General features: G+C 73.9%; 20 protein-coding genes and 1 tRNA gene. 13 read left to right on the top strand and 8 right to left on the bottom strand.

The window, feature by feature from the left end; genetic code table 11:
* Positions 1-105: 105 nt before the first annotated feature.
* Complete coding sequence (locus tag VFW79_RS14160; RefSeq protein ID WP_414647984.1) at positions 106-1,821, bottom strand: DEAD/DEAH box helicase; 1,716 nt, start codon at positions 1,819-1,821, stop codon at positions 106-108.
* A 204-nt stretch (positions 1,822-2,025) separates the two neighbouring features.
* Here VFW79_RS14160 and VFW79_RS14155 point away from each other — a divergent pair, with 204 nt between their 5' ends.
* The gene (locus VFW79_RS14155) at positions 2,026-2,724 is read left to right on the top strand and encodes a ferritin-like fold-containing protein (protein ID WP_329677934.1); all 699 of its coding nucleotides are present in this window, start codon (positions 2,026-2,028) and stop codon (positions 2,722-2,724) included.
* Between the two features lie 57 nt (positions 2,725-2,781).
* On the opposite strand, the gene VFW79_RS14150 is transcribed toward VFW79_RS14155, so the two are convergent.
* Together VFW79_RS14150 and VFW79_RS14145 are read right to left on the bottom strand one after the other, a co-directional pair.
* Positions 2,782-3,006 (bottom strand): DUF3107 domain-containing protein, encoded by a 225-nt coding sequence (locus VFW79_RS14150; RefSeq protein WP_109130637.1) that lies wholly within the window; start codon positions 3,004-3,006, stop codon positions 2,782-2,784.
* 123 nt (positions 3,007-3,129) lie between these two features.
* The gene (locus VFW79_RS14145; RefSeq protein WP_329677933.1) at positions 3,130-3,753 is read right to left on the bottom strand and encodes a TetR/AcrR family transcriptional regulator; all 624 of its coding nucleotides are present in this window, start codon (positions 3,751-3,753) and stop codon (positions 3,130-3,132) included.
* 86 nt (positions 3,754-3,839) lie between these two features.
* Between VFW79_RS14145 and VFW79_RS14140 the strand changes: the two genes are divergently transcribed.
* From VFW79_RS14140 to VFW79_RS14130, 3 genes are read left to right on the top strand one after another with little or no spacing between them, the layout of a single operon-like run.
* Positions 3,840-4,862, top strand: coding sequence for a DUF3152 domain-containing protein (locus VFW79_RS14140; RefSeq protein WP_329677932.1), 1,023 nt, complete (start codon positions 3,840-3,842; stop codon positions 4,860-4,862).
* Between the two features lie 35 nt (positions 4,863-4,897).
* Positions 4,898-8,209: an ATP-dependent DNA helicase gene (locus VFW79_RS14135; protein WP_329677931.1), complete on the top strand. Its 3,312-nt coding sequence runs from the start codon at positions 4,898-4,900 to the stop codon at positions 8,207-8,209.
* Positions 8,206-11,649: an ATP-dependent DNA helicase gene (locus VFW79_RS14130; protein WP_329677930.1), complete on the top strand. Its 3,444-nt coding sequence runs from the start codon at positions 8,206-8,208 to the stop codon at positions 11,647-11,649. Before VFW79_RS14135 ends, VFW79_RS14130 begins: the two co-directional genes overlap by 4 nt.
* Here VFW79_RS14130 and VFW79_RS14125 read toward each other — a convergent pair.
* A complete protein-coding gene (locus VFW79_RS14125) occupies positions 11,642-12,583 on the bottom strand; it encodes a phosphotransferase (protein ID WP_329677929.1) in 942 nt (313 codons plus the stop codon). The genes VFW79_RS14130 and VFW79_RS14125 overlap by 8 nt on opposite strands.
* Before the next feature lie 88 nt (positions 12,584-12,671).
* On the opposite strand from VFW79_RS14125, the gene nudC reads away from it, so the two are divergent.
* On the top strand, positions 12,672-13,646 hold the full coding sequence (gene nudC, locus VFW79_RS14120) for an NAD(+) diphosphatase (protein WP_329677928.1): 975 nt from the start codon (positions 12,672-12,674) through the stop codon (positions 13,644-13,646).
* 96 nt (positions 13,647-13,742) lie between these two features.
* Here nudC and VFW79_RS14115 read toward each other — a convergent pair whose 3' ends face one another.
* Entirely contained in the window at positions 13,743-14,006 is a 264-nt protein-coding gene (locus VFW79_RS14115; RefSeq protein WP_329677927.1) for a mycoredoxin, read from the bottom strand.
* A 125-nt stretch (positions 14,007-14,131) separates the two neighbouring features.
* On the opposite strand from VFW79_RS14115, the gene VFW79_RS14110 reads away from it, so the two are divergent.
* From VFW79_RS14110 to VFW79_RS14100, 3 genes are all read left to right on the top strand, one after another.
* The gene (locus VFW79_RS14110) at positions 14,132-16,228 is read left to right on the top strand and encodes an ATP-dependent DNA helicase UvrD2 (RefSeq protein ID WP_329677926.1); all 2,097 of its coding nucleotides are present in this window, start codon (positions 14,132-14,134) and stop codon (positions 16,226-16,228) included.
* 183 nt (positions 16,229-16,411) lie between these two features.
* Positions 16,412-16,609 (top strand): hypothetical protein, encoded by a 198-nt coding sequence (locus tag VFW79_RS14105; protein ID WP_329677925.1) that lies wholly within the window; start codon positions 16,412-16,414, stop codon positions 16,607-16,609.
* A gap of 153 nt (positions 16,610-16,762) precedes the next feature.
* A complete protein-coding gene (locus VFW79_RS14100) occupies positions 16,763-17,113 on the top strand; it encodes a WhiB family transcriptional regulator (protein ID WP_329677924.1) in 351 nt (116 codons plus the stop codon).
* Positions 17,114-17,140: 27 nt separating this feature from the next.
* Here the strand turns inward: VFW79_RS14100 and VFW79_RS14095 are convergent, their stop codons facing one another.
* Positions 17,141-18,178: a ThiF family adenylyltransferase gene (locus VFW79_RS14095; protein ID WP_329677923.1), complete on the bottom strand. Its 1,038-nt coding sequence runs from the start codon at positions 18,176-18,178 to the stop codon at positions 17,141-17,143.
* A 200-nt stretch (positions 18,179-18,378) separates the two neighbouring features.
* Between VFW79_RS14095 and VFW79_RS14090 the strand changes: the two genes are divergently transcribed.
* Complete coding sequence (locus VFW79_RS14090; protein ID WP_329677922.1) at positions 18,379-18,957, top strand: M48 family metallopeptidase; 579 nt, start codon at positions 18,379-18,381, stop codon at positions 18,955-18,957.
* Here the strand turns inward: VFW79_RS14090 and VFW79_RS14085 are convergent.
* Positions 18,943-20,364, bottom strand: a complete 1,422-nt coding sequence (locus tag VFW79_RS14085; protein ID WP_329677921.1) for a zinc-dependent metalloprotease — start codon at positions 20,362-20,364, stop codon at positions 18,943-18,945. The two genes, VFW79_RS14090 and VFW79_RS14085, sit on opposite strands and share 15 nt — an antisense overlap.
* 46 nt (positions 20,365-20,410) lie before the next feature.
* On the opposite strand from VFW79_RS14085, the gene VFW79_RS14080 reads away from it, so the two are divergent.
* Both VFW79_RS14080 and VFW79_RS14075 read left to right on the top strand, forming a co-directional pair.
* Positions 20,411-21,520, top strand: a complete 1,110-nt coding sequence (locus VFW79_RS14080) for a nucleoside-diphosphate sugar epimerase (RefSeq protein WP_329677920.1) — start codon at positions 20,411-20,413, stop codon at positions 21,518-21,520.
* Positions 21,521-21,527: 7 nt separating this feature from the next.
* Positions 21,528-22,685, top strand: a complete 1,158-nt coding sequence (locus tag VFW79_RS14075; protein WP_329677919.1) for a YlbL family protein — start codon at positions 21,528-21,530, stop codon at positions 22,683-22,685.
* 39 nt (positions 22,686-22,724) lie between these two features.
* Here the strand turns inward: VFW79_RS14075 and VFW79_RS14070 are convergent, their stop codons facing one another.
* Positions 22,725-23,279, bottom strand: a complete 555-nt coding sequence (locus VFW79_RS14070; protein ID WP_329677918.1) for a PPA1309 family protein — start codon at positions 23,277-23,279, stop codon at positions 22,725-22,727.
* 140 nt (positions 23,280-23,419) lie between these two features.
* Between VFW79_RS14070 and VFW79_RS14065 the strand changes: the two genes are divergently transcribed.
* Positions 23,420-26,389 (top strand): UPF0182 family protein, encoded by a 2,970-nt coding sequence (locus VFW79_RS14065; RefSeq protein ID WP_329677917.1) that lies wholly within the window; start codon positions 23,420-23,422, stop codon positions 26,387-26,389.
* 72 nt (positions 26,390-26,461) lie between these two features.
* Positions 26,462-26,535: transfer RNA gene (locus VFW79_RS14060), tRNA-Met, on the top strand.
* Positions 26,536-26,578 lie beyond the last annotated feature (43 nt).

The raw sequence follows: 26,578 nt of genomic DNA, 5'->3' as shown, positions 1-26,578 counted from the left end.
ACTCGTCCGCTGACGACCGACGGGCCGGCCGCCCGGGTTCGCTGAACCCCGGCGACCGGCCCGTCGGCCGATCTGCGTGCGCGAGCCCTCGACGGGCTCGGTGACCTACTCGGCGGACGCCGCCGGCGTCGCGGACGAGTCGCCACCGCGCGTGCGGCGACGGTTGCGCGAGCGGCGCGGGCGGTCGTTCGACGCGGTCGTGTCGGGGCCATTCGCTCCGGCAGGCGCCTCGGGTGCGCGGGTGGCACCGGCCGCCGGGGCTGCGTCCGCGTTGCGCGACGACGCGCCGTCGCCGGTCGGCCGTGCACCGCGCGCGCGGCCGCCGTCACGCGGTCCGCTCGCGCGCTGGCTGCCGTCACGTGAACCGCCGTCACGCGGGCCACGCCCGCGTCCGCCGTCGGTGTGGTGGTCGGACGAGCGTGCGCCGCCCGCGTGCCCGCCGCTCGTCGCGTGGCGCTTGCCCGTCTCCCCGAGGTCCTCGAGGACCTCCGCGTCGAGACCGGCACGCGTCTGCTGGGACCGCGGCAGGCGGCCCTTCGTCCCGACGGGGATGTTGAGCTCGGCGTACAGGTGCGGAGAGCTCGAGTACGTCTCGACGGGCTCGGGGATGCCGAGGTCGAGCGCCTTGTTGATCAGGCCCCAGCGCGGCATGTCGTCCCAGTCGACGAACGTCACCGCGGTGCCCTTGTGCCCCGCGCGGCCGGTGCGGCCGGTTCGGTGGAGGTAGATCTTCTCGTCCTCGGTGCACTGGTAGTTGATGACGTGCGTGACGTCGTCGACGTCGATGCCGCGCGCCGCGACGTCGGTCGCGACGAGGACGTCGACCTTGCCGTTGCGGAACGCTCGCAGCGCCTGCTCACGCGCGCCCTGGCCGAGGTCGCCGTGAATGGCGCCGGCCGCGAACCCGCGCTCGATCAGGTCGTCGGCCACCTTCGCCGCGGTGCGCTTGGTGCGAGCGAAGACGATCGTCAGACCGCGGCCCTCGGACTGCAGGATGCGCGCGAGGACCTCGACCTTGTCCATCGCGTGCGCGCGGTAGACGACCTGCTTGATGTTCTTGACGGTCTGGCCGCCGTCGTCCGGGTCGTTGGCCCGGATGTGCGTCGGCTGGGTCATGTAGCGGCGGGCCATCGCGACGACGGCGCCCGGCATGGTCGCGGAGAAGAGCATCGTGGTCCGCGCTGCGGGGGTCCGCGACAGGAGCTTCTCGACGTCGGGGAGGAACCCGAGGTCGAGCATCTCGTCGGCCTCGTCGAGCACGACGCACCGTGCGTACGACAGGTCGAGGAAGCCCTGGTTCTGGAGGTCGATCATGCGTCCGGGGGTCCCGACGACGACCTCGACGCCCTTCGTCAGCGCGCTGACCTGCGGCTCGTACGCGCGGCCGCCGTAGAGCTGCACGATGCGCACCGACCGGTTGGTCGATGCGGTCGCGAGGTCGGTGGCGACCTGGACGGCGAGCTCGCGCGTCGGCACCACGACGAGGGCCTGCGGCTTGCCGGGCGCGGGAAGGGCGTCGAAGCCCTCCTCGCCGGGCGCGACGACGCGGTGCAGCAGCGGGACGCCGAAGCCGAGCGTCTTGCCGGTCCCGGTCTTGGCCTGGCCGATGATGTCGTGGCCCGCGAGCGCGACGGGCAGCGTCATCGCCTGGATCGGGAACGGGTGCGTGATGCCGGCGGCGGCGAGCGCCGCGACGATCTCGGGGCGGATGTCGAAGTCCGCGAAGGACGGGTTGGTGGCCTGCACGCTCGCCGCGGTGTCGGCGTCCGTGGCCTGGGAGCTGTCCGTCGCAGGGTCGAGGGTGGTGTCGGTCGTGGTCACAGAGGACTCTTCACTCGAGTGGTGACGAGCCGCGCGCTTCCTGCGGCACGTGGGCCGGGTCGGGAGCGGGCATCGTCACGCGGTTGGCCGGCAGCCGATCGTGAATGTCATTCGCGCGGTGCGCGAGGCGGTCGAGACGACCGGGCAACCGATGTACGGGGCCATCCTACCGGACGGCCGTTCGGGCGGCGGTAAGATCGTCCGATGACCCAGACGGCGCAGTCAGGCACGTCCGGCTCGTCCGGCACGCAGAGCACGCCTGCCGACGCGATCGAGCTGCTCGGGCTGGTCGCCCAGCTCCAGCTCGAGGCGTTCACCCGCAGCGCCGAGGACTCCGTCGCCGCGCCGACCCTCGCCGAGCGCCTCGCACTGAGCCGGTTGGCGGCCGCCGCCGTCGGGCGCCGCGACCGTGTGATCGACCGGATCGTCGAGCTCGGCGGGGACCCCCTGGCCGCGATGGGCAGCTTCGACCACGTGCTCGACGACTTCGACCTGCGGACCTCCCCGAGCACGTGGTGGGAGCGGCTGCTCACGTCGTACGTCGGCTACGGGGTCGCTGACGACTTCTGCCGGATCGCGGCCGCGCGGCTCGACGAGACGTCGCGCGCGCTGGTCCTCGACGTGCTCGAGGACCACAGCCACGCCGATCTTGCCGTCGCCGAGATCGCTGCGGCCGGCGCGGGCGACGACGTCCTCGTCGCACGTCTGGCGCTGTGGGGCCGACGGCTCGGTGGAGAGGCCCTCGGTGTGGTCCAGGCGCTGCTCGGGTCACGTCCCGCGCTGCTGCGGATCGCTGCGGGCACCGACTCCTACGTCGAGGCGGGGGCGGCGTCGGGCAAGCTGTTCGGCGAGCTCACCGCCGAGCACACGCGTCGGATGGGGCGGCTCGGCCTGACGGCCTGACGCGCGACCGCTGGCCCGTGAGACCCGCACGCGCAAGGTCGGCCTGCGGCGAGAGCGTCAGATGGTGCCGAACCCGACCCGTCCCTTGGTCTCCCCACCGATCTCCACGTAGCCGATCGACGCGGTCGGGACGATGATGTGACGCCCCCGCGTGTCGACGAGCTCGAGCGCAGGCTTGCCGCCGAGCGCCGCGGCGACAGCCTCGGCGACCTGGTCGGGGGTCTGGTCGGACTCGACCACAAGCTCGCGAACCAGGTTCTGCACGCCGATCGTGATCTCCACTGAAACCGTCTCCTCAAGTTCTGGCCGGTGCGTCGCGGCGACGCCGGACCGTCCGATGGCGGACCACCCCGATGCCTGCCCAGTCCGACGCCGAGCCGGTCGGACCGGCTGGCCGCGTCAATCCTAGGCCGAACCCTCGTACTCGAAGTCCGGCCGGACCAGCCCTGCGATGCCACGCCAGGCCAGCCGGGCCACGAGCTCGGAGGTGATCTCGGGCGTCGGGCCGCCCGACGACCGGAACCGGTGGGTCGCGGCGGCCTGCGCCATCGCGGTCAGGGCGACGGCGAGCATGCTCGCGCTCTCGGGGGGCAGTCCGGTGACGTCGACGAGCACGGTGCCGATGCGGCGCGCGGCCTCGCTCGAGGCGTGCTCGACGCGGGCACGCACGCCGACATCCTTCGTGACGTCGGACTCGAACAGGAGCGCCGCGGACTCGCCGGCCCCTTCGACGAAGTCGACGTACGCGCGCACGATCGCGGCGACGACGGCGCGGCCCTCGCCGGGCTGGACGGGCCTGGCCTCGAGCGGCTCGACGGCGGCGTCGATCGCGGCGAGCAGCTCGATCGCGCGCTCGTCCACGACCGCGCCGTAGAGATCGAGCTTCGAGGGGAAGTGCCGGTACAGCACGGGCTTGCTGACGGCGGCGCGATCGGCGATGTCGTCCATCGAGACGTGGTGGTAGCCCTCGGTCGAGAACAGCTCCTGCGCGACGCGCAGCACCTGCGCGCGACGGGCGTCGCGAGACATGCGGGGGCCCCTGCCCCGGCCCTCCCGATCCACTGTCATCAGGTGATGGTAGCCATGGCGGGTACACAGGATGCGATCATGGGCCGATGACATCCCGACACCGGTCTGCTGCGCCTGCGCGCACCGGTGGGCGCGGCAGGCGTCGCCGTGGCTCGGGCGTGCGAGCAGCCGTCGTCGGCGTCGGGCTCGGGGCGTTCCTGGCGGGCGCCGGCGCTGGTGCGTGGGCCTCGCCCGACACCGGCCCGGGGGCGGCAGTCGTCGGCGCGTGGGAGGCGATCACGGGCGCGCCGCGGATCGCGGCCGACCCAGGGGGTGTTCTCGACCCCGATGTCGACGGACCCGACCTCGTCGCTGCGGCGGGCAGCGGCTGGTTCGCGGGAGGCGGGGGCACGCCGAGCGCGTCTCGCTCGCTCGTCGGCGGTCGGGGGACGGTGCCCGACTGGGCCGACGGCACGAACGAGGTGGTCGCCGCGGCGGTCACGAGCTCGGCCGTCGCGCCGCAGCTCGGGGCTGCCGCGCTCCCTGATCTCGTGGACGGGTTGCTCGTGACGGACGTCAGCGCCGGTCTCCTCTCGCTCGCCGTGCCCACGAGCGCGTCGGGCGAGCTCGTCGTCGTGCCCGGCGTGCAGGCGGCTCCCGGACCGGGCGCGGTGCGGACCGTGCGCATCGAGGTCGAGCGCGGGCTCGCCGTCGATCCGGGCCTGTTCGCGTTGACCGTCATGACGACCCTCAACGACCCCCGCGGGTGGGGGGCGGACGGCTCGGTCACCTTCGCCCGGACCGACGCCGACGCCGACCTGAGCGTCGTCCTGGCCTCGCCGCGGCTCGTCGACCGGCTGTGCGCGCCGCTCGCGACCGCCGGCAAGGTCTCCTGCGGGACGAACGGTCGCGCAGTGCTGAACGTGCGCCGTTGGATCGAGGGGGCGGCCGGCTGGGACGGTGACAAGGTCGCCTACCGGCAGTACCTGGTGAACCACGAGGTCGGTCATCTGCTCGGGCACCGGCACGAGCACTGCGCCGGTGCGGGCAAGCTCGCCCCCCTCATGCAGCAGCAGTCGGGCAGCACCGGGGTGTGCACTCCCAACGCGTGGCCGTTCCCGTCAGCCTGACCGGGGATGTGGGCGGCGCGTGATGTGATCGGCGCGTGAACCCGGGTCCGTCGTCGCACGCGCCGCTGCGGCTCGTGCGTCCGCAGCTCCTGGACCCGGTCGGTGCGGCGTCGGGCGCCGCCGCCGACGCTGTGCCGCGTGCGGCCACCGTCGAGGCGGCGGTTGGCGCAGTCGCGGCGCTGGTGCTCGACCCGGACCAGCAGGCCGTGGTCGAGCGCGTCGCGGGGGGCGGCGACCGTGCGCTGCTCGTGCTCGGCGCGCCGGGGACGGGCAAGACCACGGTCGCGGTCGAGTCCGTCGCGGCCGCTGTCGCGCGCGGTGACCTCGCGCCCGAGGACGTGCTCGTCCTGGCAGCGAGCCGCCGGTCGGCCGCCGAGCTCCGTGACCGGTTGTCCGCACGGCTTCAGCTCACGTCGGGGCAGGCGATGGTGCGGACGGCCGCATCCGCGGCGTTCGCCGTCCTGCGCGCCCGGGCCGGTCTGCTCGGCGAGCCCGCGCCGACGCTCATCTCCGGCCCCGAGCAGGACCTGCTCCTCGCCGAGCTCCTCGCCGGCCACGCCGAGGGGGACGGGGTCCCCGTCACATGGCCGCCGGGCGTCCCCACCGAGGCGCTGGGGCTGCGGGCGTTCCGCGACGAGCTACGCGACCTGCTCATGCGTGCCGCCGAGCGCGGGCTGACACCGGGTGACCTCGCGGAGCTGGGCGAGCGCCACGGCCGGTCGGCGTGGGTCGCGGCCGCCGTCGTCTACCAGGAGTACCTCGACGTCACGGTGCTGCGAGCAGCGACCCCGGACGTCGGCGCACGGTACGACCCCGCAGTCGTCGTCGAGGAGGCCGCCGAGGCGCTGCTCGCCTGGGACGACGAGGTCGCCGGCGCGCCGCGGCCGCAGTGGCGGCTCGTCGTCGTCGACGACCACCAGGAGAGCACCGCGGCCACGGCCAGGCTGCTGCGCGTGCTCGCCGACGACGGTGCACGACTCGTCCTGCTCGCCGACCCGGATGCGGCGGTGCAGACGTTCCGTGGTGCGAGCCCGGCCCTGGTCGGTCGCGCGGACGTCGAGGGCGACGGTCCCGGCGAGCTCGGCGCCGAGCGGCTCGTGCTCGGGACTGTGTGGCGGCACGGTGCCCGGCTGCGCGAGGTCGTCACGGACGTCGCCGCACGGGTCGGAGCGGTGGGGGCGGTCGCCCACCGGCGCGCCACCGCCCCCGGGGCCGGAGATCCCGGGTCTGCGCGGGTCGCGATCCTCCCGAGCGCCGCGCAGGAGGCTGCCTATGTCGCGCACACGCTGCGCGCCGCCCACCTCGAGGACGGCACGCCGTGGGACCGCATGGCGGTCATTGCCAGGTCGGGTGCGCAGGTCACGGCACTGCGACGCTCGCTGGCCGGGGCCAGTGTCCCCGTCAGCGTGAGCGGGAGCGACGTCGCGCTCCGCGACGAGCCCGCGGTGCGGCCGTTGCTCGAGGCCGTCCGGTGCGTGCTCGGCCCATCGGCCGCGCGCGAGGGGTCTCGAGACGGTCTTGACCCCGAGACCGCGGCACGGCTGCTGTGCTCTCCGCTTGGTGGGCTCGACGCCGTGGGTCTGCGCCGCGTGCGGCGGGCGCTGCGTGCGGAGGAGCTCGCGGGCGGCGGTGGTCGCACGAGCGACGCGCTGCTCGTCGAGGTGCTCGAGGACCCGGCACGCGCCGCGAGCCTCCCAGCCACGGTGCGCCGCGCGGTGCTGCGCCTCGCGGACCTCCTCGCTGCCGGACGCGCCGCCGCGGTCGCCCCGACGGCCGACGCGCAGACCGTGCTGTGGGCTCTGTGGGACGCCGCCGGGCTCGCACCGGCGTGGCGTCGCTCCGCACTGACGGGAGGCACGTCCGGTGCGCGCGCTGACCGGGACCTCGACGCGGTGCTCGCGCTGTTCCGCGCCGCCGAGACCTTCGTCGACCGCATGCCGCAGGCGCCACCGGGTGCGTTCGTGGACTGGGTGCTGTCCCAGGACCTCCCGGCCGACTCTCTCGCGGCGCGTGCGCATCGGGAGGCCGTCGCGGTGCTGACACCCGCGGGCGCCGCGGGCCGCGAGTGGGACGTCGTCGTCGTGGCAGGAGTTCAGGAGGGCGTGTGGCCCGACCTGCGGCTGCGCGACTCGGTGCTCGGCGCTCAGCAGCTCGTCGAGCTGCTCGCCGGCCGCGAGCCCGACGCGGGTCAGCTCGGGGCGGGGGCGCGGGCCGCGGTGCTGAGCGACGAGCTGCGCTCCTTCACGGTCGCGGTCTCGCGGGCGCGTCGCACCCTGCTCGTGACCGCGGTCGCCGACACGGACGCGCAGCCCTCCCCTTTTTGCGAGCTGGTGGAGCCGTGCGACGAGGACCTCGACCCGCGCCGGGCCCAGGCGCCGTCGCCGCTCGACCTGCGGGGACTCGTCGCCCTGCTCCGCTCGCGACTCGAGCAGAGCGTGCTCGACGGCGCCGCGGAGGATGACGCCGCTGCGCTGCTCGCCCGGTTGGCACGTGAGGGCGTCGCGGGCGCGGACCCGTCCGCGTGGCACGGCCTCGCTGATCCGTCGAGCGATGCCCCGCTGTGGGGACCCGACGAGAAGGTCCCCGTCTCGCCGTCGAAGGTCGAGGCCGCCGCGACCTGCGCGCTGCGCTGGGCGCTCGAGGCCGCCGGTGGCACCGCCGCGGCGAACGCCGGGCAGTCGCTCGGCACGCTCGTGCACGCCATCGCGCAGTCGCACCCGACCGGCACGCACGCGGAGCTGGCGGCGGAGCTCGACCGGCGCTGGGGAGAGCTCGGTCTCGGGCCGGGTTGGCCCGCCGTCGTCGAGCGGCGCCGCGCCGACCAGATGGTGCGCCGGTTCGCGGAGTACCTGAGCACCGCAGGCCGGCCGATCGTCGTCGAGGGGGAGTTCCGGCTCGAGCTCGAGCGGGCTGTCGTGCGAGGCTCGGCGGACCGCATCGAGGTCGTCGACGAGGGCGGCCCGGACGAGCCCCCGACCGTGCGCGTGAGCGACCTGAAGACGGGCCGCCAGGCACCCTCGCCGGCGCAGGCGCTCGAGAACCCGCAGCTGGGGGCGTACCAGCTCGCGGTCGACGCGGGCGCGTTCGCCGAGCTGCCCCCCGGCACCCGCAGCGCGGGCGCACAGCTCGTCTTCGTGTCGGACGTCAACAAGGGACCGGCGCTGCGCACGCAGTCCGCGCTCGGGCCCGAGGACGACGGGCCGAGCTGGGCGCGCACGCTCGTCGAGGACGTCGCAGGGCGCATGGCTGCCTCGACGTTCACCGCGACCCTGAACCCCCTGTGCCAGCACTGCCCGGTCCGGCGCAGCTGCCCGGTGCACGACGAGGGTGCGCAGGTGGTCGAGTGAACGAGGCGTTCACAGCCGTCGGCATCGCGACCCTGCTGGGCAAGCACCCACCCACCGCCGAGCAGGTCGCTGTCATCGAGGCGCCGCTCCACCCGTCGCTCGTCGTCGCGGGAGCGGGTTCCGGCAAGACCGAGACGATGGCCGCGCGCGTCGTGTGGCTGATCGCGAACGGTCTCGTCGCGCCCGAGCAGGTGCTCGGGCTGACGTTCACGCGCAAGGCCGCCGGTGAGCTCGGCGACCGCGTGCGTCTCCGCCTGCGGCACCTCGCGCGCGCCGCCGCCCGCGACGGGCTCGTGCTGCCAGGACTCGTCGGCCTCGGCGGCGGACCGGGCGGTGCCGGTCCCGGGCTGCTCGACCTGGCTCGCCCGACCGTCGCGACGTACAACGCCTACGCCGCGTCCCTCGTCGCCGACCACGCGATGAGGCTCGGCGTCGAACCCACGTCGCGGCTGCTCGGCGAGGCCGCGCAGTGGCAGCTCGCGAGCGAGGTCGTGGAGTCGTGGACGGGCGACCTCGACACCGACTCGGCGGTCTCCACGGTCGTCGAGGCGGTCCTGACCCTCTCGGGCGCGCTCGACGAGCACCTGCTCACGCCCCGAGCAGCACGGACCGGCATGGAGTCCATCATCGAGGCGATCCGGGCCACGCCTGCGGGTACGCCGCCGCGCGGGCCGTACGCCAAGGTCGTCGAGCTGACCCGGGTGCTCGAGGAGCGCACGCGCGTCCTCGACCTCGTCGAGGACTACCGTGCGCGCAAGCGAGCGGCCGACGCGCTCGACTTCGGCGACCAGGTCGCGCTCGCGGCGCGGCTCGCTCGCGAGGTCCCCGAGGTGGGTGCGGGCGAGCGAGCGCGGTTCCGGGTCGTGCTGCTCGACGAGTACCAGGACACCTCCTACGCGCAGCTGACGCTGCTGGCCGCGCTGTTCGGCGACGGCCACCCGGTGACGGCGGTCGGCGACCCGAACCAGTCGATCTACGGCTGGCGCGGTGCGAGCGCGGGCGGCCTCGAGCGCTTTCCCGAGACGTTCCCGGTCCACGCGCACACGCCTGACGGGTCGGTGGACCGCCGGCTCGCCGACGTCCACCTGCTCTCGACCTCGTGGCGCAACGACGCTGCCGTCCTCGCGGCGGCCAACCACGTCGCCGCACCGCTGCGCCGGGCGAGCACGCGCGTCGAGGTCCCGGAGCTCGTCACGCGGCCGGGCGCGGGTCAGGGACAGGTGCGCGCGCACGTCGCCGCGACGCTCGAGGAGGAGGCCGCTGCCGTTGCGCGGTTCCTCGCCGAGCGCTGGCGGCCCGCGACCCCGGGGGCCGCGCGGGTGAGCGCCGCGGTCTTGTGCCGCAAGCGGGCCCAGTTCACCGTGCTGCGCCGGGCGCTGCGTGAGGCCGGGCTGCCCGTCGAGGTCGTCGGGCTCGGTGGGCTCCTCTCCACGCCGGAGGTCGTCGACCTCGTGGCTGCGCTGCAGGCCGCCCACGACCCGTCCCGCGGGGATGCGCTCATGCGGCTGCTCACGGGTGCCCGGACGCGCCTCGGTGCGGCGGACCTCCATGCGCTCGGCGCATGGTCGGCCGAGCAGGCCGCGGGGCTCGGGCGGCAGCACCGGAGGCCGGCCCCAGCGGGAGCGGACGGCGAGACTCCCGTCCCGGTCGAGGGCGACGTCGTGGACGAGCGCAGCATCGTCGACGCCCTCGACGAGCTTCCTCCGTCAGGCTGGCACAGCCACTCCGGGCGCTCGCTGACCGCGGTCGGCCGGGCGCGCCTCGTCGAGCTCGCCGAGCTGCTGCGCACGCTGCGCTCGCACACCTACCTCTCGCTGACAGAGCTTGTCGGGGAGACCGAGCGGCTGCTCGGGCTGGACATCGAGGTGGCTGCCCGCGCAGGCGCGACCGCCGGGCGGGCCAGGGCTCACCTCGACGCGTTCCGCGACGTTGCCGTGCAGTTCGCGGACGGTGCCGACAGCCCGACCCTCGGCGCGTTCCTCGCGTGGCTCGCGGCTGCGCAGTCCCACGAGAACGGTCTCGACCTCCCCGTCACCGAACCGGACCCCGACGCGATCCAGCTCATCACGATCCACGCAGCCAAGGGCCTCGAGTGGGACGTCGTCGCGGTCGCGGGTCTCGTCGACGGCGGGTTGCCGGCCATCCGCACGGGGGGCAAGGACGGCCCGTCGGACTCGGCATGGCTCACCGGCCTCGGCCGGCTGCCCTACCCGTTGCGGGGCGACCGGGCCGACCTGCCTGAGCTCGCGTACGCGGGGGCGGACAACCCGAAGGACCTCGACCAGCGCCGCAGCCAGTTCCTTCGGGCCGCAGGAGATCACCAGGTCGCCGAGGAACGCCGCCTCGCCTACGTCGCGATGACGAGGGCTCGGTCGGCGCTGCTGCTGACGGGCGCGTGGTGGGGCGACGGCACCGGGTCCCGGCGGCCGTCCCTGTTCCTGACCGAGCTCGCCGACGCGGGCCTGGTGTCCGACGACGACTGGTCCGCCGCGCCGGCGGACGGCGAGTCGAACCCACGCGCGGGCGCCGAGACGCCGCCGGTGTGGCCCGCCGATCCGTTCGGGGCTGCGGTGGACGGTCTGCCACCGGCGCGCCGGTCCGCTGTCGAGTCCGCCGCCGCTGCTGTCCGGACGGCGATGGCCGCACCTGCGCCGGCCCGTCCGGAGCTGGCGGCGGCGATCGGCTCCACCCCATCGGCCGGGGCCGCGCCGCCGGACCCTCGAAGCTCGCGGTGGGACCACCTGGCGGACGTGCTGCTCGACGAGCGCGACCGCGCCGCCTCGCCGTCGAACGACGTCGAGCTGCCCGCGCACCTGTCGGCGTCGGCGGTCGTGCGCCTCGCCGCCGATCCGCAGGCGTTCGCGCTCGCCCTGCGACGGCCCATCCCGCTCGAGCCGTCCCCGCAAGCCAGGCGAGGCACGGCGTTCCACGCCTGGGTCGAGGGCTGGTTCGGTGCAGCCTCGCTGGTCGACGTCGATGCGCTCCCGGGCGCCGACGACGACTCCGTCCGGGTCGATGCCGACCAGGCAGCGCTACGGGCGGCCTTCCTGGCGACCCCCTGGGCCGACCGGACGCCGCTCGAGGTCGAGGTCGACATCGAGACCACCGTCGCGGGCTACGTCCTGCGCTCACGCGTCGACGCGGTGTTTCCCGACCCCGACCGACCCGACGTGCCCGGTGCGGTCGTCGTCGTGGACTGGAAGACCGGCGCGCCGCCGTCGGACCCGGTCCAGGTCGCGGCGCGGGAGCTGCAGCTCGCGGTGTACCGGCTCGCGTGGTCGCGGTGGAAGGGCACACCGCTCGAGCACGTGGGTGCGGCGTTCTGCTACGTCGGCGTGGGGCGGACGGTCCGACCTGAGCGGCTGCTCGACGAGGACGAGATCACCGAGCTGCTGGCCCGTGCCGCCGAGCAGCGCACGGCTCCCGACGCGGTCAGCTGAGCGAGCGGGCCGGCTGGTCGGCGTCGTTCGTGTGCTCGTCCAGCTCGGCGAGCATCTGCACCGCGTCGTCGATCACGTCGTCGTTGCGTGAACGCACGCCGTACAGGAGCCAGCGGGCCAGGGCGAGCTCGCCCGCGAGCAGCGCGCGGTCGGTCAGGTGCGGGTCGAGCAGCTCGGTCCGGCGCAGCTGGTACGCCTCCATGATCGAGTCGACGGACTCCTGCGGTGCGGCGACCAGGAGCCAGGACAGGTCGTCGGCGGGGTCGGCGACCTTCGCATCCCCCCAGCTGAGGATCCCGGTGACGGCGCCGCCGGCGGTCAGGACGTGCTCCGCCGTGAGGTCGCCGTGCACGAGCGTCGGGGAGAAGCGCCAGAGCGAGACGTCCTCGAGCCGCTCCTCCCAGCGCCGCAGGAGTCGCGGCGGGACCTTGCCCGTCCGGGCGGCCTCGTCGATCTCGGCCTGCCGGCGGTCGCGGTAGGCGGGGGCGTCGTAGACGGGGAGCCCGGCGTTCTCGACGATCGCCGTCGGCAGCTCGTGGATCGCGGCGATGGCACGACCGAGCGACGCGGCGAGCCCGGGCCCGGGGCCGAGCGCCTCGAGCCGGAGCGGGTGCCCGGGGACCTCGGGGTACACGACGGCGCGACCGCCCTCGGGCAGGTGGGCGAAGCCGGCGGCACGAGGCACGTCGAACGGGAGCCTGCCCAGATCGACCTCGGCGACGATGCCGTCGAGCAGCGCGACCTCGGCCTCGAGGGCCGCGCCGGCGCCCGCGTGGATCGGCGCGCGCACGATCCAGCGCTTGCGCACGGAGTCGATGACCACGGCGGTGTCGAACTCGGTGCCGGCGACCTGGGGGCGCCGGACGTCGAAGGCGTCGAGCCCCGGGACGGCGACGGTCGCCAGGGCAGCGAGAGCGAGCGGAGAACGGGGCACGTCGCCCAGGATAGGCGCCCCTGCGGGGAAGGGCCCGGAGCGCCCGGGCGTGTCTGCCATGTCCGGGTTCCGCGCGTACCGTGTCGGGGTGATCTCAGCCGAGCTCCCGCTGTCCCGGACGACGACGGACCGCGCAGCGGACCTGCGCGAACGCCCCGACCTGGTCGCGGCGCTGCTCACCGACGCCACCACGCGCGTGCTGATGGTGCACGACGGGTCGGTCGTGACCCGCGGTGACGACAACCCGGAGCTCGTCCTGCTCCCGCCCGGCCAGGTTGCGCTGCTCGCCCCCGGCGGCGCGCTGCCTGAGGGGTGGATCTTCCTCGGTGTCGACGACGTCGACCGGCTGCCTGGTGTCAGCCCGGCCGAGACCCGGCCCGCAGGGGCGCCCGGCTATCTCGCGCGGCTCGTCCCCGACGTCGATGCGGCGGTGCTGCTCGCGGGGGACCGGTGGTCGTCGCTGCGTGAGGTCGGCGCGGTGCTGTCGGCGCGGGACGCGGGGCTCGCCACGGCAGCGGTCGCGCTCGAACGATGGCATGTGCGTCATCCGCGCTGCCCTCGGTGCGGGGCGGCCACGGTCTCGGAGCAGTCCGGCTGGGTCCGCCGGTGCATCGTCGACGGCTCAGAGCACTACCCGCGCAGCGACCCGGCGGTCATCATGGCGGTCGTCGACGAGGCGGACCGCATCCTGCTCGGGCACGGCGCGCTGTGGCCGCAGCACCGGTACTCGACGCTCGCGGGTTTCGTCGAGCCGGGGGAGTCGGTCGAGCACGCGATCCGGCGCGAGGTCCGCGAGGAGGTGGGCGTCATCGTCGGGGCCGTCGAGTATCGCGGCAGCCAGCCGTGGCCGTTCCCGGGGTCCCTCATGCTCGGCTTCCGCGCGCAGGCGCTGTCGACCGAGGTCACGGTCGACGCCGTCGAGGTGACCGCGGCCCGCTGGTTCACCCGCATGGAGCTGCGCGCGGGGATCCGCTCCGGGTGGGTCGGGCTGCCGAACAACACCTCGATCGCGCACGCGCTCATCGAGGAGTGGTACGGCTCCGAGCTGCCCGACGCGATCTGACCGCGCCCCCGTCGTCAGCCGACGAGCGGTGTCGGCCGACGAACGGTCTCAGCAGACGTGCGACGGGCCGCGGCCGATCGCGAGCGACCCTCGACGTCAGTTCGCGAGCCGCGTCTGCACGTCCGCCAGCGACGGGTTGGTCGCCGCCGAGCCGTCGGGGAACACGATGGTCGGCACCGTCTGGTTGCCACCGTTGACCTGCTCGACGAAAGCGGCCGCGTCGGGAAGCTCCTCGATGTTGATCTCGATGTAGCCGATCCCCACGGAGTCGAGCTGCGACTTCAGCCGACGGCAGTACCCGCACCACGTCGTCGAGTACATCGTGATGGTGCCGGCCTCGGGCAGCGTCTGCGTGGTCATGGGTCCCTCTCGCGCGTGGGTGGTCGCCGGGTCCAACGCGCGGCGGCCCCGATCCCTTCCCTCGGGGCCTTGCCTGCGGAGTTTGGCGTCCCGCGTGTCAGCCGGGGCTGAGACAATCGCGGACGATGACCTCCGACGATCTCCTGGCCGCGCTCGACGAGGACCAGCGCGCTGTCGCGCTCGCGCTGACGGGCCCCGTGTGCGTGCTCGCGGGCGCCGGGACGGGCAAGACGCGCGCCATCACGCACCGGATCGCGTACGGCGTGCGGACCGGCGTGTACCGCCCGACGACGGTCCTGGCCGTCACGTTCACGGCCCGCGCGGCGGGCGAGATGCGCACGCGCCTGCGTGAGCTCGGGGTGGCCGGGGTGCAGGCGCGCACGTTCCACGCCGCGGCGCTACGTCAGCTGGGGTTCTTCTGGCCCAAGGTCGTCGGCGGGGCGCCCCCGCGCATCCTCGAGCACAAGGCGCCCGCGGTCGCCGATGCCGCGCACAGGCTGAACCTGCCCGTCGACCGGATCTCTGTGCGCGATCTCGCCTCCGAGATCGAGTGGGCCAAGGTCTCGCTCGTCACGTCCGACGACTACGTCCGCGCGAGCGCCGCCATCGACCGCCCGGCCCCCGCGGGCTTCGACCGGCAGGCGGTCGCGCGACTGATCGCGGCCTACGAGGAGGTCAAGACCGAGCGTGGGGTCATCGACTTCGAGGACGTCCTGCTGCTGCTCGCTGCGATGCTGGGCGAGCGCCGGGACGTCGCCGAGGAGGTCCGCGCTCAGTACCGGCACTTCGTGGTCGACGAGTACCAGGACGTGTCGCCGCTCCAGCAGCACCTGCTCGACCAGTGGCTCGGCGGCCGCGAGGAGCTGTGCGTCGTCGGCGACCCGAGCCAGACCATCTACTCGTTCACGGGCGCGACGCCGCACCACCTGCTGACGTTCACCGCGGCGCACCCCCGCGCGCAGGTCGTGCGGCTCGTGCGCGACTACCGCTCGACGCCGCAGGTCGTCAGCCTGGCCAACAGCCTGCTCGCGGGCGCCGAGCGGGAGTCCCGACTCCGGGGTACGCGCCGGACCCGTGCGAGCGCCCCGCTCGAGCTCGTCGCTCAGCGCCCGGCCGGGCCGCCCGTCGGGTTCGCGGCGTACGACGACGACGAGTCGGAGGCCGCCGGGATCGCCGCACGCATCGGTCGGCTCGTGGCAGCGGGCACCCGCCCGAGCGAGATCGCCGTGCTGTACCGCACGAACGCGCAGTCGGAGGCGTTCGAGCAGGCGCTCGCCTCGGCGGGCGTCGGCTACCTCGTGCGGGGCGGCGAGCGGTTCTTCGCCCGTCGCGAGGTGCGCGACGCGCTCATGCTCCTGCGCGGCGCGGGCCGTGCGGTCGACCCGCTGACGCCCATGCCCGAGGTCGTCCGCGACGTCCTCATCTCGGCCGGCTGGTCCCACGAACCGCCCGCGGCCCGTGGCGCCGCACGTGAGCGGTGGGAGTCGATGCAGGCCCTCGTCGCCCTCGCCGACGACCTCGCGACGGCCGCCGAGGCAGCGGGCGGACGCGCGAGCCTCGCCGACCTGGTCGCCGAGCTCGACGAGCGCGCCTCCGCCCAGCACGCCCCGACGGTCGAGGGGGTCACGCTCGCGTCGCTGCATGCGGCGAAGGGGCTCGAGTGGGATGCGGTGTTCCTCGCGGGGATGAGCGAGGGCCTCATGCCGATCTCGCTCGCCGAGACGGACAGTGCGGTGGCCGAGGAGCGTCGGCTGCTCTACGTGGGGATCACCCGCGCGCGCGAGCACCTCGAGCTGTCGTTCGCGCGGTCGCGCAACCCCGGCGGTCGGGCGTCGCGGCGCCGGACGCGTTTCCTTGACGGCCTGTGGCCGGGTGAGGAGGGCCGGCCCGGTCGAGCGGCGGGCACCGGTCGCGGCGTGGGCGGTCGGCGCGTGACGGACGTGCGCGTACCGACGGCGGCCCGTGACCTGACCACGGACGCGGACCTGGAGCTGTACGAGCGACTGCGCGGCTGGCGTGCGGGAGTTGCCGCGCAGACCTCGAAGCCCGCGTACACCGTGCTCGTCGATGCGACGCTCGCCGCGATCGCCCAGCTCAAGCCCGGCTCGATCGCGGAGCTCGCGCGGATCAACGGCATCGGCCCGGCCAAGCTCGACAAGTTCGGTCCCTCGGTCCTCGCGGTCGTCGCGGCCGGCGCACCCGACGCGGCCGACGGACGCTGAGCGTCCAGGCCATGGTCAGGTGGCCACCTGCCTGAGCCGGTTCGGCCGCCCGAGGAAGCTCGCACCATCTCGTGCGATTAATCGGTTGTGCTGCCTGAACGGCCCCCCCTACGCTGTGACACGTCCTTGGTGCGAGGCCGCGCCGACATGGTGCAGGCCGGAAGAAGAGAGGGGGTGCGAGAGATGAAGCTGACGCTGAACGCAGTCGTCGGGGCGGCAACCGTCGTTGCGGTTCCCACGCGCACCCTCGTGCCCATCACCGGGCCGACCCAGGGGCGTCGTGCGCCCATCGCCGGTGATCTGCCCATGACCGCTTCCGGCGCGAACTACGGCTTCCGTCGCCTCGCCTGGACCGCATCCGACCCCGCACCAGGATCATGATGGTCTGACCGACCAGATCCCAGGCCGCGGAGTCCACTCGGATACCGCGGCCTTCGTCTTGTCCCCCGATGTCTCGGGTGGGCGGCGCAGGTTCCCCGGCACTCCGGAACCGACGTGCACATCGCTCATCAGCAAGGACATCAGGAGGACCTCGTGCGGCTCACGACGCTGCTCGACACCGTGAACCAGGGTGGATCCGGCCCCTGGCCACCGGCGGCCGTCACCACCACCGACGACCGCCAGAAGTTCGACCGGATGATCGCCGACCTCATCCCGTGCCGCTCGAACGACCCCGAGCTCTGGTTCGCCGAGCAGTCCGCCCAGGTCGAGCTCGCCAAGGCCTTGTGCCGTGAGTGCCCGCTGATGGCGGGCTGCCTGGCGGGCGCGATCGAACGGCAGGAGCCCTGGGGCGTGTGGGGCGGGGAGGTCTTCGTCGCGGGGGCAGTCGTCGCGACGAAGCGCGGACGGGGCAGGCCGCGCAAGGTCGTCGCCCCCGCTGCCTGATGCCGTCCGTGCCGCCGCGGCACGGCGTCAGGTCGGCGGGGCCGACGTCAGGGTGGTGCACCCGCAGCCCGGGTGCACCACCCAGGGGCGTCGGCGCGGCGCCAGGTCCGGAAGCGTGACCTCGTAGGACGCGCCGCGGGTCGCGGGCCGCCCGCCGTCGAGATGAGCCAGGACTTCCGCCGCGGCGAGGGCGCCGCACAGCCCGGCCAGCACGCCGACCTCGCTTCGGAGGACCCCGACCTTCCCCACCCGCCCTGCGAGCTGCGCGACGACGGTCGGCCAGCAGTCGTCGACATCCGCCCGGTGCAGGTCCACGCATCGCAGGCAGGGTCCCACGCCGGGCACGACGAACGGTCCGACGAGCGCGTCGGCCTCCCGCACCACGACCGACAGGTGGGTCATCCCTGCCGTCACCAGCGCGAGCCCCGTAGCGGGGTCGGCGACGTCGCGCTCGACCAGCACGACGACATCCGGCACCGTCCCGGCGACCGCCTCGGTCCGCACGTCGGGCGCCACGTCGCGAACCAGGCGGCTCGCCACGTGCACGCGCCTCGAGCCCACGTCCCCGAGGCGGTAGCCGGCTGCGCCGACGTCCACCGAGGTCACGCGGCCGTCGTCGTCCAGGAGCACCGTCCCCACACCCGCGGCCGCGAGGGCGACCGCAGTCGCGAGGCCGAGCGGCCCGAGACCGACGACCCCGACCGTGCGGTCGGCGCGCGCCCGCACGAGCGCGCGACCGTCGCCGTCGTCGCGCAGCAGCGACCACACGGCGGCGTCGGCGCTCGCGGCCGTCCGCACCCGGGGCCGGCGGCTCGCCGGGGTCTGGCACGTGAGGCGCGCGGCGTGCAGGGCGTCGAGCAGCTCGGTGGCGCGCACGTCGGTCACCCCGCACGCTCTCGCCCGGTCGACCAGCGAGTCGAGCTCGGGGTCGTCGTCCAGCAGACAGAGCAGGCGGGCCTCACCTGGGTCGAGTCCGCCCAGCCGCACGGCCCAGCGTGTGTCCGTCCCGATCTGAACCTCGGCGTCGGTCCGGCGGAGCACGCGGAGACCCGGGCGCAGGCGCATGGCGACCCTTCTTCGAGGCGGTTGTCGATGCCGCGAAGACTGGCACGCCGCCATTCCCGTGCGTGCGCGTCCTCCACAGGACACCTCCGCAGGGTTCCGCGATGTCGCAGGTCGTGGGACCCGCTAGCGTTCTGCGCGTGCAACCGTCACGGGACCCAGTGCGCGAACCCGAGGTCGAGGTCCGCCGATCGCGGAACCGCGTGCGCACGGTGACGGCGTTCCGCGAGGGCGACCGCACGGTCGTCGCCATCCCCGCGCGCTTCACCCGCGCCCAGGAGCGCGAGTGGGTCCGGCGCATGGTCACGCGGCTCGCGACCCAGGAGCAGCGTCGCCGCCCGTCCGACGACGAGCTCGCGACGCGCGCCGCCGAGCTGTCCGCGCGCTACCTGGGCGGCAAGGCGCGGCCCGCGAGCGTCACGTGGTCGAGCAACCAGGGCCGCCGCTGGGGGTCGTGCACGTCGATCGACGGGACGATCCGCATCTCCGACCGGGTGCGCGGCATGCCGGCCTGGGTCCTCGACTACGTGCTGATGCACGAGCTGACGCACCTGCTGCACGCCGGGCACGGTCCCGAGTTCTGGGCGACGTTGGCCGTCTACCCGCGTACCGAACGCGCCCGGGGCTTCCTCGAGGGGGTGGCCTTCGCGCCGCAGAGCGCGAGCGAGCTGGACGACGAGATCCCCGCGACCGACGCGCCGCACGACGACGCGATCGAGTCCGAGGAGCTGGAGGACGACGTCATCGAGCCCGACGAGCCGGACGGCTCAGTCGATCGCTGAGCCCGGGTCCTCGCCGAGGATCTCGGCGAGTGCACGGTCGATCTCCGACTGCGCGTCCTGCATGGCGGTCCGCCGGGCGGCGTAGCCCGACGGGTCGTCGAGGTCCTCGGTCGTCGGGAGCAGGTCCGGGTGGTCCCACACCGAGTCGCGGGCGGTCGTCCCGCCGTCGCGCGCGATCTGGGCCCACAGCGTCGCGGCGTCGCGCAGCCGGCGGGGGCGCAGCTCGAGCCCGACGAGCGTCGCGAAGGTCTGCTCGGCCGGTCCGCCCGCCGCGCGGCGACGCCGGATCATCTCGCGCAGCGCGACGGCGTGCGGCAGGTGCGGCAGCGCGGCGGCGGCGCTGACCTCGTCGACCCACCCCTCCACGAGAGCGAGGGAGGTCTCGAGGCGGTCGAGCACCGCTTGCTGCTCGGGGGTCGTCTGCGGGGCGAACACGCCGCTCGACAGGGCGCCCTGGAGGGCAGCCGGGTCGGTGGGGTCGATCGAGTGCACCGCGTCCTCGAGCGACTCGAGGTCGATGGTGATGCCGCGTGCGTACGCGGCGACGCTGCCGAGCAGGTGCCCGCGCAACCAGCCGACGTGCGTGAACAGCCGGGCCAGCGCCGCCTCGCGCAGCGCGAGGAAGAGGCGCACCTCCTCGACGGGAGCGTCGAGGCCCTCGGCGAACTCGTCGACGTTGGTCGGCACGAGGGCCGTCGACGGCTCCTTGACGAGCGGCAGGCCGATGTCGGTCAGCCCGAACACCTCGCGAGAGAGCGTCCCGGCAGCCTGGCCGACCTGCATCCCGAACACGGCCGAGCCGAGCTGGCGGATGAGCTGGGTCCGGTCGGCGCCTGCGGCGGGGAACCCGAGACCGGGGATCGCGGGCGCGTCTTCGGCCTCGAACTCCGGCAGCGTCTGGGCGAGTGCCCCCGCGAGCGCGGTGGAGAGCGAGGACGCGACCGGCTCGGTCAGGATCCGCCATGCCGGCAGGGTCTGCTCGACCCACTCAGAACGGCTGAGGGCACGGACCGGACCGCCCGACGGCGGCAGGTCCGTCACGGCGTCGAGCCACAGCTCGGCGACGGAGAACGCCTCGGCGACCTTGCGGGCCTGCGGTGCGGCCACGACCGGGTCGCCCTCGGCGACGGCCGCCTGCCGTGCGACGTCGTGCGCGACATCCCAGTTGACGGGTCCGCTGCCCGACGCCGCGAGCAGGCGCTGGATCTGCTCGAGCACCTGGCCGAGCATCGCGGGGTCGTCCGGGAGGCCGGACGCGGCGGCCATGGCGGCCGGGTCCATGCCTTGCGCGCGCAGCTGACGCAGGGCCTCGTCGGTGTCGGGCCCGAACATCTGGCGGAGCATCTGCTCCCATGCGGGCACGTCGTCTCCGCCGGGGGTGGATCCGGCGGGGCGGTCGATGCTCATCGGCGAACTCCTGGGACGATGGGCCAAGAAGCTCCACGGTAACCACATGGGACGGGATCGACGGATGGCGCGCGGCCAGGTTCGCTCAGGGCGCAGGGGAGCGGGGGACCCGCACGAGGGACTTCCCGGCGGCGCCGACCCGCGCGAGGTCGTCGTCGTGGGGCCGGGCCCGGTCGCCGCGGGCATCGGCGCCTGGTTCTCCGCGGACGGCAGGCGACCGGTCCGTGTGCTCGACGACCTGCCGTCGAGCGCACCCGAGACGGCGCTCGCGGACGTCGGCGCGCTGGTCGTCGTACCGCACCGGGGCGACCTGGCGGCGTCGTGGGCCATCCCGCCGGTCCGTCGGCGAGCCGAGGTCGTCGACCTGGTGGAGCGGGCCCTTGCGGCAGCGAAGGCTGCGCGCGTGCCGCACGTCGTCGTCGTCACGTCCGCGATGGTCCACGGCGCTGCGCCCGACCGAGCCGTCATCACGGACGACGCACCGGTCCTCTCTCCGGTGGGTGGCGTGCCGGAGGGCGTCGTGGGGGACCTCCTCGCGGTCGAGGAGGTGCTCGCCCGGTTCGCGCGGCGCAGCCAGGCGCTCGTCACGGTGCTGCGGCCGGCGGCCCTGGTCGGGCCCGGGATCGACACGATCATGACGCGGCACTTCGAGGCACCCCGCCTGCTCGCGGTGCGTGGGGTCGCTCGGCCCTGGCAGTTCGTGCACGTCGACGACCTGGCCGCGGCGGTCGCGCTCGTGCTCGACGACCGCCTCGCCGGGCCTTTCACCGTCGGCGTCCCCGGTCCGCTCTCGGCGGCCGAGGTCGAGGCCGCGGCGGGTCTGCGGCGCATCGAGCTCGCGGCCGCGACGGCGTTCGGCACGGCCGAGCGGCTGCACCGCGTCGGTGCGTTGCCGGCCCCGAGCTCCGAGCTCGCGTACGCCGTGTACCCGTGGACCGTCGACGCCGGCGGGCTGCTCGCCGCGGGCTGGGAGCCGCAGCGGTCGAGCTCCGAGTGCCTCGACGTCCTGCTCGAGGGCGTCCAGGGCCGCATCACGCTCGCGGGTCGGCGTGTCGGTGCCCGGGACGCCGCGGCGCTCGGCGCGGCGGGCGCCGCCGTCGCACTGATCGGCACCGCAGCCGTCTGGCGCAGGGCCCGCACCAGCCGTAGGGGATGATCGGGGCGTGGACGACACGACCCCCGCGCCCGACGGCGCCGACCTGTTCGGCACCGGTGCGCCCGAGCCTGACGAGACCGAGGGGCTGCCCGAGCCCGACGACGACGCCGCGCGCCCCGGCGCGCGCTCGATGACGCTCTCGATCGCCATGCTGGTCGCCGCGGTGCTCTTCGCGGTCCTCGCGGTCGTCCCGGCGCCGTACGTCGTGAGCTCGCCCGGGCCGACGCGCGACACGCTGGGGGAGCAGAGCGGGACGCCGCTCATCTCGATCTCCGGCGCCCCGACCTATCCCTCGACCGGGCAGCTGCGGCTCACGACGGTGTCCGCGACCGGCGGGCCGGGGTACCCGTCGACGGTGGTCGGCGTCGTGCGCGGCTGGTTCGACGGCTCGTCGGCGGTCCGCCCGGTCGAGGAGCTGTACCCGCCCGACGCGTCGAAGGACCAGGTCGACAAGGCCAACCAGGTCCAGATGACGTCGTCGCAGGAGAACGCGACGGTCGCCGCGCTCGAGGAGCTGGGCTTCGACGTCCCGGCGACCCTCACGGTCGCGGGCACGACGGCCGGCAGCGGTGCCGACGGTGTCCTCCTCGTGGACGACGTCCTCGTCATGATGAACGGCACGGCGCTGACGTCGTTCACGCAGCTCACCGACGCCCTCAAGGCGACGGCGGCGGGTGCGACGGTCCACCTCGGCGTCGAGCGTGCGGGCTCCCCGATCGACGTCGACGTCGTGACGACAGAGCGCAAGGGCGGCGGGGCGCAGCTCGGGGTCCTCATCAAGCCCACGTTCTCTCCGCCGATCGACGTGAAGATCAAGATCGACGACATCGGCGGATCGAGCGCCGGCACGATGTTCGCGCTCGGGATCATCGACAAGCTCACGCCCGAGGACGAGGTCAACGGACAGGTCGTCGCCGGCACCGGGACCATGGACATCTCGGGGGACGTCGGTCCGATCGGGGGCATCCGGCAGAAGCTCGTCGGCGCGCGCCGGGACGGTGCCACGTGGTTCCTCGCGCCCGCGGACGACTGCGCGGAGGTCGTCGGCCACGTTCCCGACGGTCTTCGCGTCGTGCGCATCGCGACACTGCACGAGGCGCGCGAGGCGATCACCGCGATCGGCGCGGGTACCGCGGACTCGCTGCCGACCTGCACCGCGGGCTGAGCGCGCCGGGCAGCGCCTCGAGCTGCGCGCCCCCTGCGCTCAGACGAGCGTCGCCTGGACCGCCTCGACGAGGCCCGGCACGAGCGCGGCGCCCTGGCCGACCGCGTCGTCCGAGTCGTTGCTGCGGGTCCGGACCGCGCACCAGCTCGTGCCGTCGCGCAGCACACCGACGGCGATCCGCACGTCCTGCCGGTCGGGGTGGGCGGCGAGGTAGGCGAGCGCCTCGTCGGGATCGGCCGGGAGGTTCTCCTCCGCCGCGGGCGGGAGCACGACGCGCTCGACCGTGACGGCCGCGCCGTCGACGCCCTCAGGCCACGAGAGCGCAGCGAGCAGCTCCTCGAGGTCGTTCGCCGCCGGCAGGCCCTCCTGCTCGATCGAGGTCAGGTGGTACGGGTCACGACCGGCGACCGCGAGCACGTGCGGCGGCAGCTGGTCGGCAAGACCCGGCTCGACCAGCAGCGCCTGGGCCGTGCGCACGAGCGCGAACACCCGCACCGGCCCGTCCCAGCCGCCGGTCGCCACGTGCCGCTCGATCTCCCGCACGGCCTCGGCGAGGCCGGCTCGAGGGGACAGGGTCACGATCTCGTCGCTCATGGGGGACATCGTCGCATCCCCGATGTGGGAACCTGGGTCCGCTGCCGGTCGTTCACCGTTCGTCGGTGCATCACCCCCGGCACCCATGACGACCGTGCCCGCAACCACCGGGGCGCCGCGATGACGAGGACCCTGACGACGTGAGCTTCGGAACACCGTCCGCCCGACCTGCCCGACCCCGCCCCGTCCGCCGACGCGGTCCGCTGGGCCCCACCGTGGCGGTGCTCGTCGGCGTGGTCGTCCTCGTGATGATCCTGGCGCAGGTCTGGACCGAGGTCTTGTGGTTCGACCAGCTCGGCTTCGTCGACGTGCTCAAGGTCGAGTGGGGCACCCAGGCGATCCTGTTCGTCCTCGGCTTCGCGCTCATGGCGGGCGGCGTCGGGACGAGCATGCGCGTCGCCTACCGGTCGCGGCCGATCTACGCGCCGTCAACCCCCGAGCAGGCGAGCCTCGACCAGTACCGCGAGGCGATCGAGCCCTTGCGTCGCCTCGTGATGATCGTCGGACCGGCGGTCCTCGGCCTGTTCGCCGGCGGGGCGGCCGCGCAGCAGTGGAGCACCGTGCAGCTGTGGCTGCACGCGGTCCACGTCGGCCAGAAGGACCCGCAGTACGGCATCGACCTGTCGTTCTACATGTTCACGCTGCCCGGTCTGCGGTTCGTCGTGTCGCTGCTGATGGCCGTCGCCGTGCTGTCGACGATCGCCGCGCTCGCCACGCACTACCTGTACGGCGGCCTGCGTGTCGGTGGCACAGCCGCCCAGGGACCGCGCACGACGCGGTCAGCGCGCGTCCACCTGGCCGTCGTCGGCGCCGTGCTCATGGTCCTCATCGGAGCGAACTACTGGCTCGACCGGTACTCGGTGCTCATGCGCAGCGGGGACAAGTTCGAGGGCGCGAGCTATACGGACGTCAGCGCGGTCATCCCGTCGAAGGCGATCCTCGCCGGTGTCGCGGTGTTCGTTGCGGCGCTGTTCGTCATCACCGCCGTGCGCGGCAACTGGCGGCTGCCGACCATCGGGATCGCGCTGATGGTCGTGTCCGCGGTCGCGGTGGGCGGCATCTACCCCGCCGTCGTGCAGCGCTTCAAGGTCGACCCGAACCAGCAGGACGCCGAGGCGCCGTACATCCAGCGCAACATCGACGCGACCCGCCAGGCGTTCGGAATCGCCGACGTGAAGGTCGCCAACTACGACGCCAAGGTCACGGCCGAGGCGGGCGCGCTGCGCTCGGACGCCGAGACGACCGCGTCGATCCGGCTGCTCGACCCGCAGATCGTCAGCCCGTCGTTCAAGCAGCTGCAGCAGAACAAGGCCTACTACAACTTCACGGACTCGCTCTCGGTCGACCGCTACACGGTGAACAACGAGAGCCGCGACACCGTCATCGCCGTCCGCGAGCTCGACCTCGCGGGTCTCAACGTCGACCAGCGCAACTGGGTCAACGACCACACCGTGTACACCCACGGGTTCGGTGTCGTGGCCGCCTACGGCAACACGACGGCGGTCGGCGGCCAGCCCGAGTTCTGGGAGGGCGGCATCCCGTCGGCGGGGGAGATGGGCAAGTATGAGGAGCGCATCTACTTCAGCCCGAAGTCGCCCGACTACTCGATCGTCGGCGCGCCCGGCGGCTCCGCGAACTGGGAGCTCGACTACCCCGACGACGCGTCCGGCGGGCAGGTCAACACGACATTCCCGACGTCCGCGACCTCCGCAGGCCCGAGCATCGGCAACCCGTTCAACCAGCTGCTCTACGCGCTGAAGTTCGGCTCGGAGCAGATCGTCTTCTCCAACCGGGTGACGAACGACTCGCAGATCCTCTACGACCGCGACCCCCGTACCCGCGTCGAGAAGGTCGCCCCGTACCTCACGCTCGACGGCCGCGTGTACCCGGCGGTCGTCGACGGTCACGTCGTGTGGATCGTGGACGGCTACACGACGTCCGACGGCTACCCGTACGCCGCGTCGCGCTCGCTCGAGGCGGCGACGACCGACTCCGTGACTCAGACGTCGGCGACCATCGAGGCCCTCGCGCCGAAGACCGTCAACTACATCCGCAACTCCGTGAAGGCGACGGTCGACGCCTACGACGGCTCGGTCAAGCTCTACGCGTGGGACACGACCGACCCCGTCCTCAAGGCGTGGAACTCGATCTTCCCGACGTCGCTGCGGCCCGTCTCCGAGATCAGCAGCCAGCTGATGAGCCACATCCGGTACCCGGAGGACCTGTTCAAGGTCCAGCGCAACCTGCTGACGCAGTACCACGTGACGACGGCGACCGACTTCTTCTCCGGTGGCGACTTCTGGGCCAACCCGACCGACCCGTCGGCCGAGGACCAGGCCCTCCCGCAGCCGCCGTACTACCTGACACTCAAGATGCCCGACCAGAAGGCGGCGGCGTTCTCGCTGACCTCCACCTTCATCCCGGGTGGCACCAACCAGCGCAACGTCCTGACCGGCTTCCTCGCGGCCGATGCCGAGGCGGGCAGCACCGCGGGCAAGCCCGCTGCTGAGTACGGCACCTTGCGTCTCCTCGAGCTGCCCCGCAACTCGACCGTGCCGGGTCCAGGGCAGGTCAAGAACAACTTCGACGCCGACGCGACGGTCTCCTCGACCCTCAACCTCCTGACGCAGCAGAGCTCGCGCGTCGTGCGCGGCAACCTGCTCACCCTGCCCGTCGGCGGCGGTCTGCTGTACGTCCAGCCGGTCTACGTGCAGTCCTCGACCGGCACCAAGTTCCCGCTCCTGCAGCGGGTGCTCGTGGCGTTCGGGGACCACATCGGGTTCGCGCCGACGCTCAGCCTCGCGCTCGACCAGGTCTTCGGCGGTGACGCCGGCGCGGTCGCGGGCGACGCCGGCGTGGTCCCGCCGACCGGGACGGGTGCCACTCCGACGCCGACACCGACCCCGAGTGCTACGGCGACACCTGCGCCGACGGTCAACCCGGACGCCCAGGCCGCACTGACGGCAGCGCTCGCGGATGCCAAGCAGGCGATCGTCGACGGCCAGGCCGCTCTTGCCGCCAACGACTTCGCCGCCTACGGCGAGGCCCAGAAGCGCCTCGACGCCGCCATCACCGCTGCCATCGCGGCGGAGCAGGCGCTGGGCAAGTAGCGGTGCGTGGGGGCGGCCGGGTCGAGCCCGATTTGGCCGCCCTCCGACCGTGCCGTAGAGTGGTGGAACCGGCGCGGGGTGGAGCAGCTCGGTAGCTCGCTGGGCTCATAACCCAGAGGTCGTAGGTTCAAATCCTACCCCCGCTACTAGTAAGACAGCAGGTCAGAGGCCCTTTCTCCCTTCGGGGAG

It is taken from the genome of Cellulomonas sp., assembly GCF_036279715.1.
Classification (GTDB): Bacteria; Actinomycetota; Actinomycetes; order Actinomycetales; family Cellulomonadaceae; genus Cellulomonas_A.
This window is presented reverse-complemented; position numbering and strand designations above follow the sequence as displayed.

What these genes read in the sequence shown, in the direction of transcription:
- VFW79_RS14155 (WP_329677934.1), top strand. Translation starts at nt 2,026, where the DNA reads ATGACCCAGACGGCGCAGTCAGGCACGTCCGGCTCGTCCGGCACGCAG.
- VFW79_RS14070 (WP_329677918.1), bottom strand. Translation starts at nt 23,279, where the DNA reads ATGAGCGACGAGATCGTGACCCTGTCCCCTCGAGCCGGCCTCGCCGAG.
- VFW79_RS14095 (WP_329677923.1), bottom strand. Translation starts at nt 18,178, where the DNA reads ATGCGCCTGCGCCCGGGTCTCCGCGTGCTCCGCCGGACCGACGCCGAG.
- VFW79_RS14105 (WP_329677925.1), top strand. Translation starts at nt 16,412, where the DNA reads ATGAAGCTGACGCTGAACGCAGTCGTCGGGGCGGCAACCGTCGTTGCG.
- VFW79_RS14110 (WP_329677926.1), top strand. Translation starts at nt 14,132, where the DNA reads ATGACCTCCGACGATCTCCTGGCCGCGCTCGACGAGGACCAGCGCGCT.
- VFW79_RS14140 (WP_329677932.1), top strand. Translation starts at nt 3,840, where the DNA reads ATGACATCCCGACACCGGTCTGCTGCGCCTGCGCGCACCGGTGGGCGC.
- VFW79_RS14115 (WP_329677927.1), bottom strand. Translation starts at nt 14,006, where the DNA reads ATGACCACGCAGACGCTGCCCGAGGCCGGCACCATCACGATGTACTCG.
- VFW79_RS14145 (WP_329677933.1), bottom strand. Translation starts at nt 3,753, where the DNA reads ATGTCTCGCGACGCCCGTCGCGCGCAGGTGCTGCGCGTCGCGCAGGAG.
- VFW79_RS14085 (WP_329677921.1), bottom strand. Translation starts at nt 20,364, where the DNA reads ATGAGCATCGACCGCCCCGCCGGATCCACCCCCGGCGGAGACGACGTG.
- VFW79_RS14080 (WP_329677920.1), top strand. Translation starts at nt 20,411, where the DNA reads ATGGGACGGGATCGACGGATGGCGCGCGGCCAGGTTCGCTCAGGGCGC.